Source organism: Leucobacter sp. Psy1 (assembly GCF_020096995.1).
Classification (GTDB): Bacteria; Actinomycetota; Actinomycetes; order Actinomycetales; family Microbacteriaceae; genus Leucobacter.
Genome location: NZ_CP083692.1, coordinates 1,875,658 through 1,889,292, shown reverse-complemented (window position 1 = coordinate 1,889,292; position 13,635 = coordinate 1,875,658). Strand labels below are relative to the sequence as shown.

General features: G+C 67.7%; 16 protein-coding genes. 8 read left to right on the top strand and 8 right to left on the bottom strand.

The genetic code is table 11. The features are described 5' to 3' along the window. Window positions 1-27 precede the first annotated feature (27 nt). From K8P10_RS08840 to mutM, 6 genes are all read left to right on the top strand, one after another. Window positions 28-2,298 carry an ATP-dependent DNA helicase RecG gene (locus tag K8P10_RS08840; RefSeq protein ID WP_224778566.1) on the top strand — a complete coding sequence of 757 codons (2,271 nt, stop codon included), beginning with the start codon at window positions 28-30 and terminating at the stop codon, window positions 2,296-2,298. Between the two features lie 94 nt (window positions 2,299-2,392). Continuing rightward, on the top strand, window positions 2,393-2,887 hold the full coding sequence (coaD, locus tag K8P10_RS08835) for a pantetheine-phosphate adenylyltransferase (protein ID WP_224778565.1): 495 nt from the start codon (window positions 2,393-2,395) through the stop codon (window positions 2,885-2,887). Between the two features lie 38 nt (window positions 2,888-2,925). Further along, the gene (locus K8P10_RS08830) at window positions 2,926-3,477 is read left to right on the top strand and encodes a DUF177 domain-containing protein (protein ID WP_224778564.1); all 552 of its coding nucleotides are present in this window, start codon (window positions 2,926-2,928) and stop codon (window positions 3,475-3,477) included. A 13-nt stretch (window positions 3,478-3,490) separates the two neighbouring features. Continuing rightward, a complete protein-coding gene (gene rpmF, locus K8P10_RS08825) occupies window positions 3,491-3,694 on the top strand; it encodes a 50S ribosomal protein L32 (RefSeq protein ID WP_208238454.1) in 204 nt (67 codons plus the stop codon). A 111-nt stretch (window positions 3,695-3,805) separates the two neighbouring features. Beyond that, window positions 3,806-4,447 (top strand): ribonuclease III, encoded by a 642-nt coding sequence (gene rnc / locus K8P10_RS08820; RefSeq protein WP_224781254.1) that lies wholly within the window; start codon window positions 3,806-3,808, stop codon window positions 4,445-4,447. 6 nt (window positions 4,448-4,453) lie between these two features. After that, window positions 4,454-5,395, top strand: a complete 942-nt coding sequence (mutM, locus tag K8P10_RS08815) for a bifunctional DNA-formamidopyrimidine glycosylase/DNA-(apurinic or apyrimidinic site) lyase (RefSeq protein ID WP_224778563.1) — start codon at window positions 4,454-4,456, stop codon at window positions 5,393-5,395. Between the two features lie 11 nt (window positions 5,396-5,406). On the opposite strand, the gene K8P10_RS08810 is transcribed toward mutM, so the two are convergent. Continuing rightward, on the bottom strand, window positions 5,407-5,778 hold the full coding sequence (locus tag K8P10_RS08810; protein ID WP_224778562.1) for a VOC family protein: 372 nt from the start codon (window positions 5,776-5,778) through the stop codon (window positions 5,407-5,409). 117 nt (window positions 5,779-5,895) lie between these two features. On the opposite strand from K8P10_RS08810, the gene K8P10_RS08805 reads away from it, so the two are divergent. Continuing rightward, window positions 5,896-6,693 carry a MerR family transcriptional regulator gene (locus K8P10_RS08805; RefSeq protein WP_224778561.1) on the top strand — a complete coding sequence of 266 codons (798 nt, stop codon included), beginning with the start codon at window positions 5,896-5,898 and terminating at the stop codon, window positions 6,691-6,693. A gap of 68 nt (window positions 6,694-6,761) precedes the next feature. Here the strand turns inward: K8P10_RS08805 and K8P10_RS08800 are convergent, their stop codons facing one another. From K8P10_RS08800 to K8P10_RS08770, 7 genes are all read right to left on the bottom strand, one after another. Next, entirely contained in the window at window positions 6,762-7,115 is a 354-nt protein-coding gene (locus K8P10_RS08800) for a DUF1801 domain-containing protein (protein ID WP_224778560.1), read from the bottom strand. A gap of 203 nt (window positions 7,116-7,318) precedes the next feature. Then, complete coding sequence (locus tag K8P10_RS08795; protein ID WP_224778559.1) at window positions 7,319-7,984, bottom strand: CE1759 family FMN reductase; 666 nt, start codon at window positions 7,982-7,984, stop codon at window positions 7,319-7,321. A 1-nt stretch (window position 7,985) separates the two neighbouring features. Then, the gene (locus K8P10_RS08790; RefSeq protein ID WP_224778558.1) at window positions 7,986-8,453 is read right to left on the bottom strand and encodes a MarR family winged helix-turn-helix transcriptional regulator; all 468 of its coding nucleotides are present in this window, start codon (window positions 8,451-8,453) and stop codon (window positions 7,986-7,988) included. A 13-nt stretch (window positions 8,454-8,466) separates the two neighbouring features. Beyond that, window positions 8,467-9,657 carry a CE1758 family FMN-dependent luciferase-like monooxygenase gene (locus K8P10_RS08785; protein WP_224778557.1) on the bottom strand — a complete coding sequence of 397 codons (1,191 nt, stop codon included), beginning with the start codon at window positions 9,655-9,657 and terminating at the stop codon, window positions 8,467-8,469. 161 nt (window positions 9,658-9,818) lie between these two features. After that, window positions 9,819-10,880, bottom strand: coding sequence for a 2,3-butanediol dehydrogenase (locus K8P10_RS08780; protein ID WP_224778556.1), 1,062 nt, complete (start codon window positions 10,878-10,880; stop codon window positions 9,819-9,821). A gap of 99 nt (window positions 10,881-10,979) precedes the next feature. Continuing rightward, on the bottom strand, window positions 10,980-11,447 hold the full coding sequence (locus K8P10_RS08775; protein ID WP_224778555.1) for an SRPBCC family protein: 468 nt from the start codon (window positions 11,445-11,447) through the stop codon (window positions 10,980-10,982). Between the two features lie 43 nt (window positions 11,448-11,490). After that, a complete protein-coding gene (locus tag K8P10_RS08770) occupies window positions 11,491-12,402 on the bottom strand; it encodes an alpha/beta fold hydrolase (RefSeq protein WP_224778554.1) in 912 nt (303 codons plus the stop codon). 101 nt (window positions 12,403-12,503) lie between these two features. Here K8P10_RS08770 and K8P10_RS08765 point away from each other — a divergent pair, with 101 nt between their 5' ends. Then, window positions 12,504-13,631, top strand: a complete 1,128-nt coding sequence (locus K8P10_RS08765; RefSeq protein WP_224778553.1) for an AAA family ATPase — start codon at window positions 12,504-12,506, stop codon at window positions 13,629-13,631. Window positions 13,632-13,635: the final 4 nt, after the last annotated feature.

Here is a 13,635-nt window from a genome sequence, read left to right as displayed (position 1 = left end):
AGTCTCAGGGACACTACTGTTGTTCTTATGACCCGTCCGCAGCCCCAGGCCTCGGTGAGCGATCCGCTCGACCTCGACCTCACGGCCGTTGTCGGCGGGAAGACGGCGAAGGCGCTCGAGAAGGCGTTCGAGATGCGCTCCGTCCGAGACCTGCTCTGGCACTTTCCTCGGCGATACTCGAATCGCGGGGAGCTGACACCGCTGACCGGGCTTCCGGTGGGGGAGCACGTCACGGTGATGGCGCAGGTCATCGACGTTCGCGAGCGTACGATGCAGAAACGGAGAGGCAATATCCTCGAGGTTCGCATCACTGACGGACAGGGCAGCCTCAGCCTGACGTTCTTCAACCAAGCCTGGCGTGCATCCCAGCTCTTCGCGGGCAAACAGGGCATCTTCTCCGGCAAGGTCAGCGAGTACCGCGGAAACCTCCAATTGCAGCACCCCGACTACCAGCTCTTCGACGACCGTCCCGGCGGCGGGGGGAGCGACGGAGTCGACGGCTCACCGGCACCGTCGGAAGAGATCACCTGGGAGAAGTCGCTCGAACTCAAAGAGTCGGCGGCGAAGGCCTGGGCGGACCGGCCGATCCCTATCTATCCGGCGACCGCGACGATGCCGAGCTGGTCGATCGAGAAGGCGGTGGGCATCGCGCTCGAGCTTCTGTCGCAGGTCGAGGATCCGCTGCCGCCCGCCCTGCGCGCATCGGAGGACGTGCTCGAACTCACCGCGGCACTCGAGCAGATTCACCGCCCCGAACGCACCGCTGACTGGCAGAGGGCGCGCGACAGCATGCGCTTCCGCGAAGCGTTCGATCTGCAGCTGGCGCTGCTCGACCGGCGGCGCCGGGCGGGCATCGAGCCGAGTGAGCCGAGGCCTCCGCGCGAGGGCGGGCTGCGCGACCGGTTCGACGCCGGGCTGCCGTTCGACCTGACGGGCGATCAGCGCGCGGCAGGGGATCGGATCGAACTCGAGCTCGCCGAACCGCACCCCATGCACCGCCTGCTCCAGGGCGAAGTCGGATCGGGCAAGACGATCGTCGCGCTGCGAGCCATGCTCCAGGTCGCCGAAGGCGGAGGGCAGAGCGCGCTGCTCGCACCGACCGAGGTGCTCGCCTCGCAGCACTACCGCTCGATCGTCGACTCGCTGGGCCCGCAGCTTGCATCCGAGCTGAACCCGGTGCTCGTCACTGGCAGCATGCCCGCCTCCGAGCGCCAGCGCGCGCTGCTCTCTCTGGCCTCGGGCAACTCGCGCATCGCGGTCGGCACGCACGCGCTGCTGAGCGACGGCGTGACGTTCTACGATCTCGGCCTGGTGATCGTCGACGAGCAGCACCGATTTGGTGTCGAGCAGCGCGAAACACTCAGGCGAAAAGGGGCCCAGCCTCACGTGCTCGCCATGACGGCGACGCCCATCCCGCGTACCGTCGCGCTCACCGCCTTCGGCGACCTCGAGGTGACGACGATCCGCGAGCTGCCGCCAGGACGCCTGGGGATCGAGAGCTTCACGGTGCCGCAGCTCGAGATGCCTGCCCGGTTCGCGCGCGTCTGGACGCGCACGCTCGAGGAAGTGGCTGCCGGACGGCAGGTCTACATCGTGTGTCCGGCGATCGCGCCGAACGAGGCGGAAGCGGGGCAGGCTGAGGCGGCACCGAGCGACGAGACGGAGAAGGACGACGCGAAACCGCCCATGGTGAACGTCGAGGAGACGGTCGCGTGGTTGCGTTCGCGACCCGAGTTCGCCGACATCAGTGTTGCCGCGCTCACCGGTGCGATGAAGGGCGACGCGAAAGACTCCGTGATGCGAGCCTTCGTTGCGGGCGCAGTGCAGATCCTCGTCGCGACCACCGTGATCGAGGTCGGCGTCAACGTGCCGAACGCCTCCACCATGATCGTGCTCGATGCCGACCGCTTCGGCATATCGCAGCTGCATCAGCTCCGCGGTCGGGTGGGCCGCGGTGAACACGCCGGCCTCTGTCTGCTCGTCACCCGCGCTGCCGAGGGCACCCCGGCCCGGTCGCGCGTGGACGCCGTCGCCGCGACGACCGACGGATTCGCGCTCGCCGAGATCGACCTCGAGCAGCGTAGGGAGGGCAACATTCTGGGCACCGAGCAGTCAGGTGGGAGGTCCACTCTGCGTCTCCTCCGCGTCGCGGAGCACGGTGAGCTCATCGAACACGCGCGCGAGGTCGCGGCCGGCGTGCTCGAGGCAGACCCTGAGCTCGAGCACGCACCGGGGCTGCGCCGCATGCTCGCGCGCGAGCTGGAGACCGGGCACCTCGAGAATCTCGCGAAGTCCTGAGGCAACCAACTACCTGGGCGAATCCGCGAAAAATGGTTTCCCGCGGCGGCGCGTTCGCAGGATCTGCATAGACATTCTCTTCTAGGCTGGACGCATGAGCAGGATCGCAGTCGTTCCCGGTTCCTTCGACCCGGTCACTCTCGGCCATCTCGATGTCATCCGCCGGGCAGCCACCGTCTTCGACGAGGTGCACGTGCTCGTCGTTCACAATCCGGGCAAGAATGCGATGCTCCCCATCTCCGAGCGGATGAACCTCATCGAAAAGTCGATTGCGGAAGACCCGTCGATGGGTGGCAACATCACGGTCGCGTCGTGGTCGGTAGGGCTCCTGGTCGACTACTGCACCGAGGTCGGTGCCAACGTGCTCGTGAAGGGTATCCGCTCGCAGATCGATGTGGCCTACGAGACCCCGATGGTGCTCATGAACCGCAGCCTCGCCGACGTCGAGACCGTGTTCATGCTGCCCGACCCCGCGCACGCTCACGTGTCGAGCACACTGGTGCGCCAGGTCTCCTCCATGGGCGGAGACGTGAGCGACTACGTTCCGCCGGCCGTCGCGAGGTTCCTCGCCGCCGCGCGTCCCGCGTAGAGGATGCCGAGCCCGCCGATCCCCGTTAGGATGTTCCGGTGACTTCACCCAGTGTCTACCGAGAGAACGTGCGCGACCTCATCAACCGCCCAGGCGAGATGCGCGAGCGCGAGCGTCAGCTCGTCGTACCCGAGCAGTTGGGGGAGGCGCTCGCCTCCGTCCCCGCCGGGCAGCAGATGGACCTCGCGGTGCGCCTGGAGTCGGTGCACGAGGGGATCCTCGTCTCTGCTGACGTGGCGACCACCATGCACGCCGAGTGCGGGCGCTGCCTCACCGAGTTCGACGCGCCGTTCAATGTCGAGTTTCAGGAGCTTTTCGCGTATACTCCTACGGAGGCCGATGAGTATGGGGTTCACGGTGATCACGTGGATCTTGAACCCCCGCTCAGAGACGCGGTAGTGCTCGCACTGCCGTTCCAGCCTGTGTGTCGCCCGGACTGCCCGGGGCTCGACCCCGAGTCCGGTGAGCTGCGTGATGCCGAGGCTGCGGCGGTGCCTGAAGCGGATGTGGATCCGCGGTGGGCGGCGCTGGCTCAGTTCAGGGCTGAAAATGGACCTGGCTCGGGCGATCCCGAGTCTGCAAGCAACTAGGAAAGAGAACACCATGGCTGTTCCCAAGCGGAAGATGTCGCGCTCGAACACTCGTACCCGTCGTTCGGCGTGGAAGGCTCAGGCCCCCAAGCTCGTGAAGACCGTCGAGAACGGCAAGACCGTCTACAGTCTTCCCCACCGCGCACGCGTGGTCGAGGATCAGGCGGGCACCCCTCTGTTCCTCGAGTACAAGGGCCGCAAGGTCGCCGACGCGTAAGGCGCGGAGGTGAACGGGAACGACACGTCGATCCCGCGTACCGAGCACGGAGAGCCGTCGGAGTCGCCCCAGGGCGGCACCGGCGGCTTTCTTGATGCGTTCGGCGTCGCGATCGACCCTGAGCTGCTGCAGCTCGCCCTGACCCACCGGTCCTGGGCGGCCGAGCACGACAGTGCTCCCCACAACGAGCGCCTCGAGTTTCTCGGCGACTCCATTCTGGGCCAAGCGGTCACGGTGTGGCTCTTCCGGGAGTATCCCGAGCTGCCCGAGGGGGAACTCGCGCGACGCCGTGCGGCGCTGGTCTCGACGGTCGCGCTCGCGGAGATCGCGCGGGGCATCGGTCTCGGCCGGTGGCTGCGTCTCGGCAAGGGCGAGAAGCGGACCGGCGGTCGCGACAAGGACTCGATCCTCGCGGACACCGTCGAGGCGCTCATCGGTGCGGTCTTCCTCTCGACGGACCCGGCGACGGCTGACCAGTTCGTCCTCGACCTGATCGCACCGCTGCTCGAGGACCCGACGCGCTTCACGATCGCGCTCGACCCGAAGACGGTGCTGCAGACGGAGGCCGCGAAGCGCGGACACCCGCATCCGACGTACGACGTCACCGGCGAGGGTCCGGATCACGACCGCCGCTACACGGCGGTCGTCGAGGTCGCAGGTGCGCGGGGCACGGGGACGGCGACGAGCAAGAAGGCGGCCGAACTGCTTGCAGCCCGCGATGCGGCGGAGCAGCTCACCCGCGCGCAGCGGTAGGCACCGGTGCCCGAGCTTCCCGAGGTCGAGGTCGTCCGCGCGGGGATCGCGCCGGCGGTCGACGGCGCACGCGTCGTCGCGGTCGATGTGCGTGACCCGCGTGCGCTGAAGCGGCACCTCGAGTCGAGTCACGGCGTCACCCTCACCGCCGATGAGGGGGCGCGCCGTCGAGTCGACTTCGAGCGCCGTCTGACCGGTGCGACGCTCGCCGCCCCGCGGCGGCGCGGAAAGTTCATGTGGGTGCCGTTCGCCGTCGGCGGCACGGGCGAAGCGTTGCTCGTGCACCTCGGGATGAGCGGCCAGCTGCTGCTCCGCGCCCACGAGGCGCCGGACGACCGGCACGTGCGAGCGCGACTCTGGATCGAGCACCCCGTGCACGGAGAACTGCGCGTCGACTTCGCGGATCAGCGGCTCTTCGGATCCCTCGCGATCGACGGCCTCGTCTCGGATGGCCCGGACCTGATTCCGGCCCAAGCCACCCACATCGCCAGGGACCCGCTCGACCCGCACTTCGACGACGCCCGGTTCGTGCGCGTGCTGGGGGAGCGCCGCACCCCGGTGAAGGCGGCACTGCTCGACCAGACGCTGCTGAGCGGCGTCGGCAACATCTACGCAGACGAGGCTCTGTGGCGCGCCCGCGTGCACCCGTTGACGCCCGGCGTCGCGCTCAGTACGGGGAAGCGGGCGCTCCTGCTCGCGTCGCTGCGCGACGTGTTCGCGCAGGCGCTGGCGGAGGGCGGCACCAGCTTCGACGCCCAATACGTGAACGTGAACGGCCAGGCGGGCTACTTCGCGCACTCGCTGCACGCCTACGGGCGGACAGGGGAGCCGTGCCACCGGTGCGGTACGCCCATGAAACGCATCGTGCTCGGCGGGCGGGCAACGCACTTCTGCCCGAGGTGCCAGCGGAGGCGCTCCGAAGCGCTCCGGTTACGCGGCGATCGCTGAGGCGACCGGGATCACTGTTCCTGCACCGTGCCACCCAGGAGGCAGAACTCGTTCCCCTCGGGGTCGGCAAGGACGGTCCACGTTACGCTGGGATCCTGTCCGACATCGACCCGATACGCGCCGAGCGCGAGGAGCCGCTGGAGTTCTTCCTCGGTACTCACCCCGTCTGCACGCACGTCGAGGTGTAAGCGGTTCTTCCCAGTTTTGTGCTCCGGGGTCGGGCCGACGTCGATACCCGGCCAACTCCCATCAGCGGGCCCGATGCACCACACGACACCGGCCTCGACCTCGTGCACGACCCAACCCAGCACCGCGCACCAGAACTCCGCTACTACTTGCGGGTTTTGTGCAGAAATGGCGATCTGAGCGAGTCGACTCGGCATGGTGACAGTATAGGCGGGTCGTTTCGGTCCGCATCTGATCACGGGAACGTGGGTCCGATCACGGGAATGTCGATGCAGACTTGACCCTCACGCGACGTGAGGCAGGAGGGTGGACTCATGAGCAAGGACGAGGGGCAGCTGCGCACGATCGGAGAGGTCGCCGACCTCCTCGGACTGTCCGTGCGCACGCTGCACCACTGGGAGGAACGCGGATTGGCGGTGCCATCGGAGCGCAGCCGGTCGAACTACCGGTTGTACTCCGACGGCGACGTCGCCCGGATCCAGCAAATCATCATCTACCGGGCCACCGGCATGAGCCTCGAAGCGATTGCCGGTGCGCTCGCCAACGATGAGGATCGCGTTTCACATCTGCGTCACCAGCGAGACCTGCTCATGCAGAAAGAAACCGAGCTCCACCGGATGGTGCGAGCCCTTGATGAGCTCCTGGAGGATGCCATGACCAACAACCAGCTGAGCGTCGCCGAGATAGCCCAGATTCTCGACGATGCCGCGTTCCCCGCCTACCAGGCTGAGGCTGAGCAGAAGTGGGAGGGGACGGACGACTGGGAGACCAGCGCCCGGACATCTGCCGCCATGAGCCGGAGCGACTGGGAGGCGCTGCGAGAGCAGACCACCGCCTGCGAGGCGCGACTCGTCGAGGCGATGCAGCAGGGGGTCGAGCCTGGATCGGCTGAAGCGAACGCGCTCGCCGAGCAACACCGCGAACTGCTCTCCGGGTTCTTCCCCGTCACTCACGCGAAGCACGTGCTCATCGCACGCGGATACGTCGAGGATCCACGGTTCACCTCGTACTACGAGGAGCGAGGCGCTGGGCTCGCGGCCTGGCTGAAGACCATAGTCGACGCCAATGCCTCACAGCACGGGGTCGATCCGGCCGGAGCCGAGTGGAACTGACCGGAGCGTCGGCCTGAGGCATCGAGTCCCCGCCCCCGGAAGGCGCGGGCGGGGACTCGACGGTGCGCTCAGGCCGCGACAGCTCGGACGATCTCCGTAATGCGTCGCTCAGCTGCCTCGTCGATCTCCTCGAAGTACCACGCACCGGGCATCAACGAGCCGTCCGCGCCGCCGGCGGGGCGCAACTCGGCCTTCTCCGTGAGGGCGAGATTCAGACGTTCGTCGCTGCGCAGCGTCACGAGGGCGGGGGTGCTCGCCGACAGGGCGTAGGCGGGCATTCCGTACCAGATCCTGGGCTTCAGACCAGGAGCCGCCGCGAGGATGATCTCGTGTACGTGCTGCATGACCGACCGTCGCGGTTCGTCGATCTTCGCGATCTTGTCGAGGACCTGAGTGAGGTTCTTCTCGTCTTTCGTGGGCATATCATGTCCTTTCGGTCAGCCGACGGTGCGCGTCGGCGCTCTGAAGTTCGGCGCGTACCTGCGCCGCACCCCATCCAGACATGTCCTGAAACGATCAGGCCTCTCCGCGATGATTCACGCGACCCTTGCGTGGAAGTGCACCCGGCGACGTGTGCCGCCGACACCAGGGTAAACGACGCTCGGCGGGATCGACAAGCTTCGGGTCAGGCGTTGCCCGTCGCGAGCCGCATGAGATCGCTGTTGAGGTCGATGCCCACTTCCGCGCCACCGGCGCTGCCGAAGCTGTGCGAGTAGTTGCTCCAAGCGGCGTCGCGGATCGTGCTCTTGAATCCTCCGGTCACGAGCGCAAGCAGCTCGGTCGTGGCGCGGTCGATGCGATCGCCGAGTCCGGCCGACCAGTCCTCAGGCGTCGCGAAGAGCGACGTCGGCACCGTGACGGTGCGCATGTAGGCGAACAGGCCCCTGAGCTGGTCGTCGACCACAAGGGCGTGGCGCGGAGTGCCGGCCGTTGCCGCGAGCATCACGGGGGTGCCGATGAGCACGTCGGTGTCGAGCACCTGGAAGAACGAGGTCAGCAGGCCGCTCGGCCCGGCCTTGTACACCGGGGTCGCCACGATCAGCGCGTCGGCGTCGCGGACGAGATCCAGCGCGTCCTGGAGCGCCGGGGAGACGAACTGAGTCACCATCGCGTCGGCGATGTCCCTGGCAAGGGTGCGCAGTTCAATCGTGGAGCTCGTCAGGTGCATGTTCTGTTCCGTCGCGCGGCTCACGACCTGGGCGCTCGCGCGCTGTGCGAGGAGCGCGGTGCTCGACGGGTCGCTCGTGCCGGCCGACACGACGGCCAGCTGCTTGTTCTGCGGTGTCATCATGTCACCGCTCCTTTCGTGCGTGCTGTCTGGGGTGGTTCGCGAGCTTTGCCGCCAACCGGTGAAGCTCATCGACCTCCGCGGGATCGAGGGCGGCGCTCAGCTCGCGCGCCACGCTGAGGGCGTGCGCGCGCCCGACCTCGCGCTGGAGGTGCCGCCCCGCGTCAGAGAGGGAGATGCTCAGGGCGCGGCGATCCTGATCGTTGGTGCAGCGCTCCAGGAGTCCGCGCTCAACGAGTCGATCCACCAGGCGGGAGAGCGCCGGCTGGCTGAGCAGCACGCTGTCGCGCAGGTCGCTGAGGCGCATCGGTTCGTCCTGTTTCGAGAGGGTGTAGAGCACGTCGTACTCGCGCATGCTCAGCTCCGTGAAGATCCCCTCGCTGCTGAAACTGGTCACCAGTCGCGCGTGCGCCGTCATGACCGCTTCCCACGCGTCGCTCGTGGCGCGGACATCCCATCTCGTCGTCTGCATGGTCGGCGCGGGGTCAGTGCTGGTGCGCCGAGGCGGGAGTATTCGCGGGGGCGTCGATGTACGGGGAGCCGCCCGTGACGTTGTCACCGCGGTTCGCGCCAGGACGCGGCTGCCGCGGAGCCTGGTCGCCGTACTTGGCCTTCACGAGCTCGCCGTGCGTGGGGGCGGTCTCGCGAACCTCCGGGTCCCGGAGTGCCGCGAGCTCGCGACGGAGCACCGGCACGACGTGCTCGCCCAGCAGGTCGAGCTGCTCGAGCACCGTCTTCAGCGGCAGACCCGCGTGATCGATCAGGAACATCTGGCGCTGGTAGTCGCCGAAGATGTCGCGGAACGACAGCGTCTTGTCGATGATCTGCTGGGGGCTGCCGACGCTCAACGGGGTCTGCTGCATGAAATCCTCCATGCGCGGACCGTGCCCGTAGACCGGGGCCTCGTTGAAGTAGGGGCGGAACTGGTCGATGGCGTCCTGCGAGTTGTGGGCGATGAACGTCTGCCCGCCCAGGCCCACGATCGCGTTCTTCGCCAGGCCGTGCCCGTAGTGCTCGAAGCGCTGACGGTAGAAGTTGATCAACCGCAGCGAGTGCTCGCTCGGCGCGAAGATGTGGTTCGAGAAGAAGCCGTCGCCGTAGTACGCGGCCTGCTCGGCGATCTCGGGGGTGCGGATGGATCCGTGCCAGACGAACGGCGGGACATCGTCGAGCGGCCGGGGCGTGCTCGTGAAGCCCTGGAGCGGCGTGCGGAACTTGCCGTCGAAGTCCACCGAGTCTTCGCGCCACAGGCGATGCAGCAGGTTGTAGTTCTCGAGCGCGAGCGGCAGGGCGCTGCGGATGTCCTTGCCGAACCAGGGGTAGACCGGTGCCGTGTTGCCGCGTCCGAGCATGAGGTCCATGCGTCCGCCGGACAGGTGCTGCAGCATCGCGTATTCTTCTGCGAGCCGCACCGGATCGTTGGTCGTGATGAGCGTCGTGCTGGTGCTCAGCTTCAGCCGCTCGGTCTGCGCGGCGATGTACGCGAGGAACGTCGTCGGGCTGGAGGAGAAGAAGGGCGGGTTGTGGTGCTCGCCGACGGCGAAGACGTCGAGGCCCACCTCCTCGGTGTGCTTGGCGATGGTCGCGAGCGCCTGGATGCGCTCTGCCTCGCTCGGGGTCTCGCCACTCTGGGGGTCGCGGGTGACGTCGCTGACGCTGAATACTCCGAATTCCATGATGTGATCCTCTCGCTTCCGCGTCGGTCGCTTTATATGCGTTTGCATCTAATATAGCAGGAGGGTGCCTGTTTCGCCAGGGCGGCGGGTCCTCGCGCCGGAAACGATTCATCCCCCCGCGAACGCGCGCGAGGGGATGAACGATGCCGTTGCCGACGGCGTCAGGCGTTCGGATCGACGATGATCTTGACGTGGTGCTCGTTGTTGTTGATCAGCTGGTCGAAGCCCTCGGACACGAGGCCGTCGAGGGTGATCCTGCCCGTGATGAACGGCGCGAGGTCGAGCTTGCCGCTCCGGACGAGCTCGATGGTCGCCGGGTGGTCTCCCGCGTAGCCGATGGTGCCGCGGAGGTCGATCTCTTTGAGTACGAGCTTCGGCATGTCGACCTCAGGCTTGTGGCCCCAGATCGACACGTTCACGATGACGCCTCCCGGCCGCACGGCGTCCAGCAGCATGTCGAGCACGACCGGTACCGACGAGCACTCGAAGCCGACATCAGCGCCCTTGCCGCCCGTGAGCTCCCTGACCTTCTCCGCGACGTCGCCCTCGCGGGGGTCGAGCACGGCATCGGCCACGCCGGTGTCGAGGGCCATCTGCTTGCGCGCCTCCGAGAGCTCCGAGATGTAGACCGTGAGGCCCTCCGCACGGAGCACGGCCGCCGTAAGAAGGCCGATCGGTCCCGCACCACCGATGATGGCCACCTGGCCGGCCTGAGCGCCCGAGCGGACGAACGCGTGGTGGCCGACCGACAGGGGCTCGATGAGTGCGGCCTGGTCGAGCGGAATGTCGCCGATCGGGTGCACCCAGCGGCGTTCCACGACGATCTTCTCGGAGAGTCCGCCGCCGCGGCCGCCGAGTCCGATGAAGTTCATGTCCTTCGAGAGCTGATAGTCCTGCCCCGGGCTCGTGTCCACGTCATCGGCGATGATGTAGGGCTCCACCACGACGTTCTGGCCGACCTCGAGGTCGGTCACGCCGTCGCCGAGGGCCGTGATCGTCCCGGAGAACTCGTGCCCGATCGTGACCGGCGCCTCTTCACCGGAGATGGGGTGCGGGTGCCCCTTCGGCGGGATGAAGATGGGCCCCTCGAGGTACTCGTGCAGATCGGTACCGCAGATTCCGCACCAGGCGACATCGATCGCGACCGTTCCCGGCTGGAGTTCCGGCTCAGGGATATCCTCGATCCGGATGTCCTTGCGGTCGTAGTAGCGTGCGGCTCTCATCGTGACTCCTTCGCATCAGAAATTGGGACTGTGCCCGGTGCTGAGTCGGAGGGGCGGGGCCGCTCGACGATCAGCACCTCTCTCTCGAGTATGGCACGGTCATCCGCGCTCGATGACCCGCTTGATCGCGGCCAGCGTCTCGGGTATCCCGCTCCGGGCGGCCGCCTCGCGTTCGGCGACCTGAGCCGGTGCGTCGTCGCCGTACTTCTCGATGAAGAATGCCTGCCCTTCCGGCGTGAAGTCCCATGTCTCGGTGAGCGTGGTACCGCCGTCCGATGCTTCCATCAGGTAGGTCCACAGCACGCGCCCCGGTCCGACGCTCCATCCGAAAGCCCGCCCAGGTTCCGCGACGACCACTTGACTGCGGGTCTGCCACTCGCGGTCAGGGGTGACGTTCCGCCCGGTGAACCAGGCTCCGACCCGCGGCCCGTCGCCGGCGTCCCACCAGCACTCGCGGCAGATCGGCGACCACTCGCCGGTTCGGGTGACGTCCGAGACGGTGGCGTACACCGTCTCGGGATCGGCTGCCACGTGGATGGATTCGGCGTGCGTCAGTGACTCGGTCATGGTCACGAGTGTAGGCGCGGCGTCGACCGGTATCGAGGGCGTGTCAGCTCTGCTGGCTCTCCGCGAACCAGGCGAGGAGCGCGGCGGAGACTTCTTCCGGTCGTTCGACGGGAGCGAGGTGCGATACGCCCGCGAGCTCGACGACGCGCGGGGTTCCGGGGATCCTTCGCTGCAGCTCGTACGCCTGCTCGAGCGGGATCCACGGATCCTCGACGCCCCACCCGATCCGCACCGGGCAGCGGACGGTCTCGAGGCGGTCGGCGAGCGGACGCGTGTCCTCGGGGTCAAGCGCCGCGATCTGCCGGTAGAACGCCGATTGCCCATCCGGGTCGAGCCAGTGCCCATCCGGGTCGAGCCGGTGCCCATCCGGGTCGAGCCAGGGACGAGCCAGTTCGGCGATCGTCGCCTCCGGCAAGCCGTGGGCGACTGCCCCGGAGATGTACTCACGCACGAGCGCAGCGTGCAGTGCAGGCGGGAGCTGGGCGAAGACCTCCGCGTGCGTGGCGACCAGACGGAAGAACGGGGATCCCCACGGATCGAGCGTCACAATGTCCCAGAGGAAGAGATCGGTGAAATCGACCCCTTCACGCAGGTGCGCCCCGAGGGCGACCGCGCCGCCCACGTCGTGGGCGACGACGTGCGGCCGATCCAGACCCCATGCGGCGATCAGCTCGGCGAGGCGGCGCCCCTGGGTGCGCAGATCGAGCGGGATCCCCGGCGTCTTGGCGGATGCGCCGTACCCCGGCATATCCCAGAGGAAGACCCGGTACCCTCGGCTCAGCGTCGCGGCGACGGTGCGCCAGACCTGCGACGACCACGGAGTACCGTGGCAGAGCACGACATCTCCAGCGGAGGATCCGGCCGGCTCGAGTACGCGCGTCGCGATCATCGCGCCGCCGACATCGACGAAGTCGGCCGTGGGCATGGACCGGGGTGCCGGGTCGGAGGGGTGCATGGGATCACGATACGCCCCCAGAGCGAGCTACGCCCGTGCCGTTCCGCGCTGATCGGTGAGCGACATACCTGGGTGTCGGGGGCGCGAGATAGGCTGCCCATATGATCCGAGCGCTCGCGGTGGAGAACTACCGTTCACTCCAGGATGTCGCCCTCGAGTTCGGTCAGCTCACCGTGATCACCGGAGCGAATGGCACCGGTAAATCGAACGTGTACCGCTCCCTGCGACTCCTCTCCGAGATCGTTCGCGACGGAGCGCTCAGCTCCCTCATGGCCGAGGGTGGCTTGCACAGCGTGCTCTACGCAGGCGAACGCAAACGCGCTCTGCCCGTCTCACTGCGTCTCGGGTTCGCCACCGACGATCTTTCCTACGCGATCGACCTCGGTCTCCCGCAGATCCCTGCCTTCACCGTTCCCGGTGGAGCTCCCGTGCGCGACCCCGAGGTGAAGAACGAAACGGTCTGGCACGGCACCGTCCTCCGGCCCTCGACCATGCTCGCCGAGCGACGCTCACTCGCGGTACGACATCGAGATGCCACCGGGGCGATGGCCCGAAGCGACTGGCGGGTGCGCGAAAGCGAGTCCATGCTCGCCACCCTCGCCTCACCGACCGAGACGCCCGAACTCTTCGCCCTCCGTGAGGCAGCGCGACGGTGGAGGTTCTACGATCACCTGCGCACCGATGCCGACGCACTGGCCCGCAGGCCGGCACCGATCGGCTTCACTCCGGTCCTCGACGCCGAAGGGTCAAACCTCACCGGCGCGATCGCGACCGTGCTCGGCGTCGGAGACGGCGACCTCCTGCAGCGGGTGATCGCAGAAGCCTTCGACGGTGCCCAGGTCGTCATCGACGGCGACGCCACCGGCACGGGCCGCGTCGCCCTCGACCAGCCCGGACTGGAACGACGGATGAGCGCCGCAGAACTCTCCGACGGCACGCTCCGCTTCCTCCTCCTCGCCACAGCGCTGCTGAGCCCCCGACCACCGGAACTCCTCGTCCTCAACGAGCCAGAGGGGAGTCTGCACCCCAGCCTCCTCCCAGGACTCGCGAACCTGATCATCCACGCCTCAGCCCACACCCAAGTCGTCGTCGTCACCCACGCCGCACCCCTCGTGGAGGCGCTCGCCGCAGCCGCGCACCCCATCGAACTCGAGAAGGTCGGGGGAGCGACCACGGTGGCCGGGCAGCTCAGATTCGAAGGACCTGCCTGGGTGTGGCCGAAGCGGTAGGACT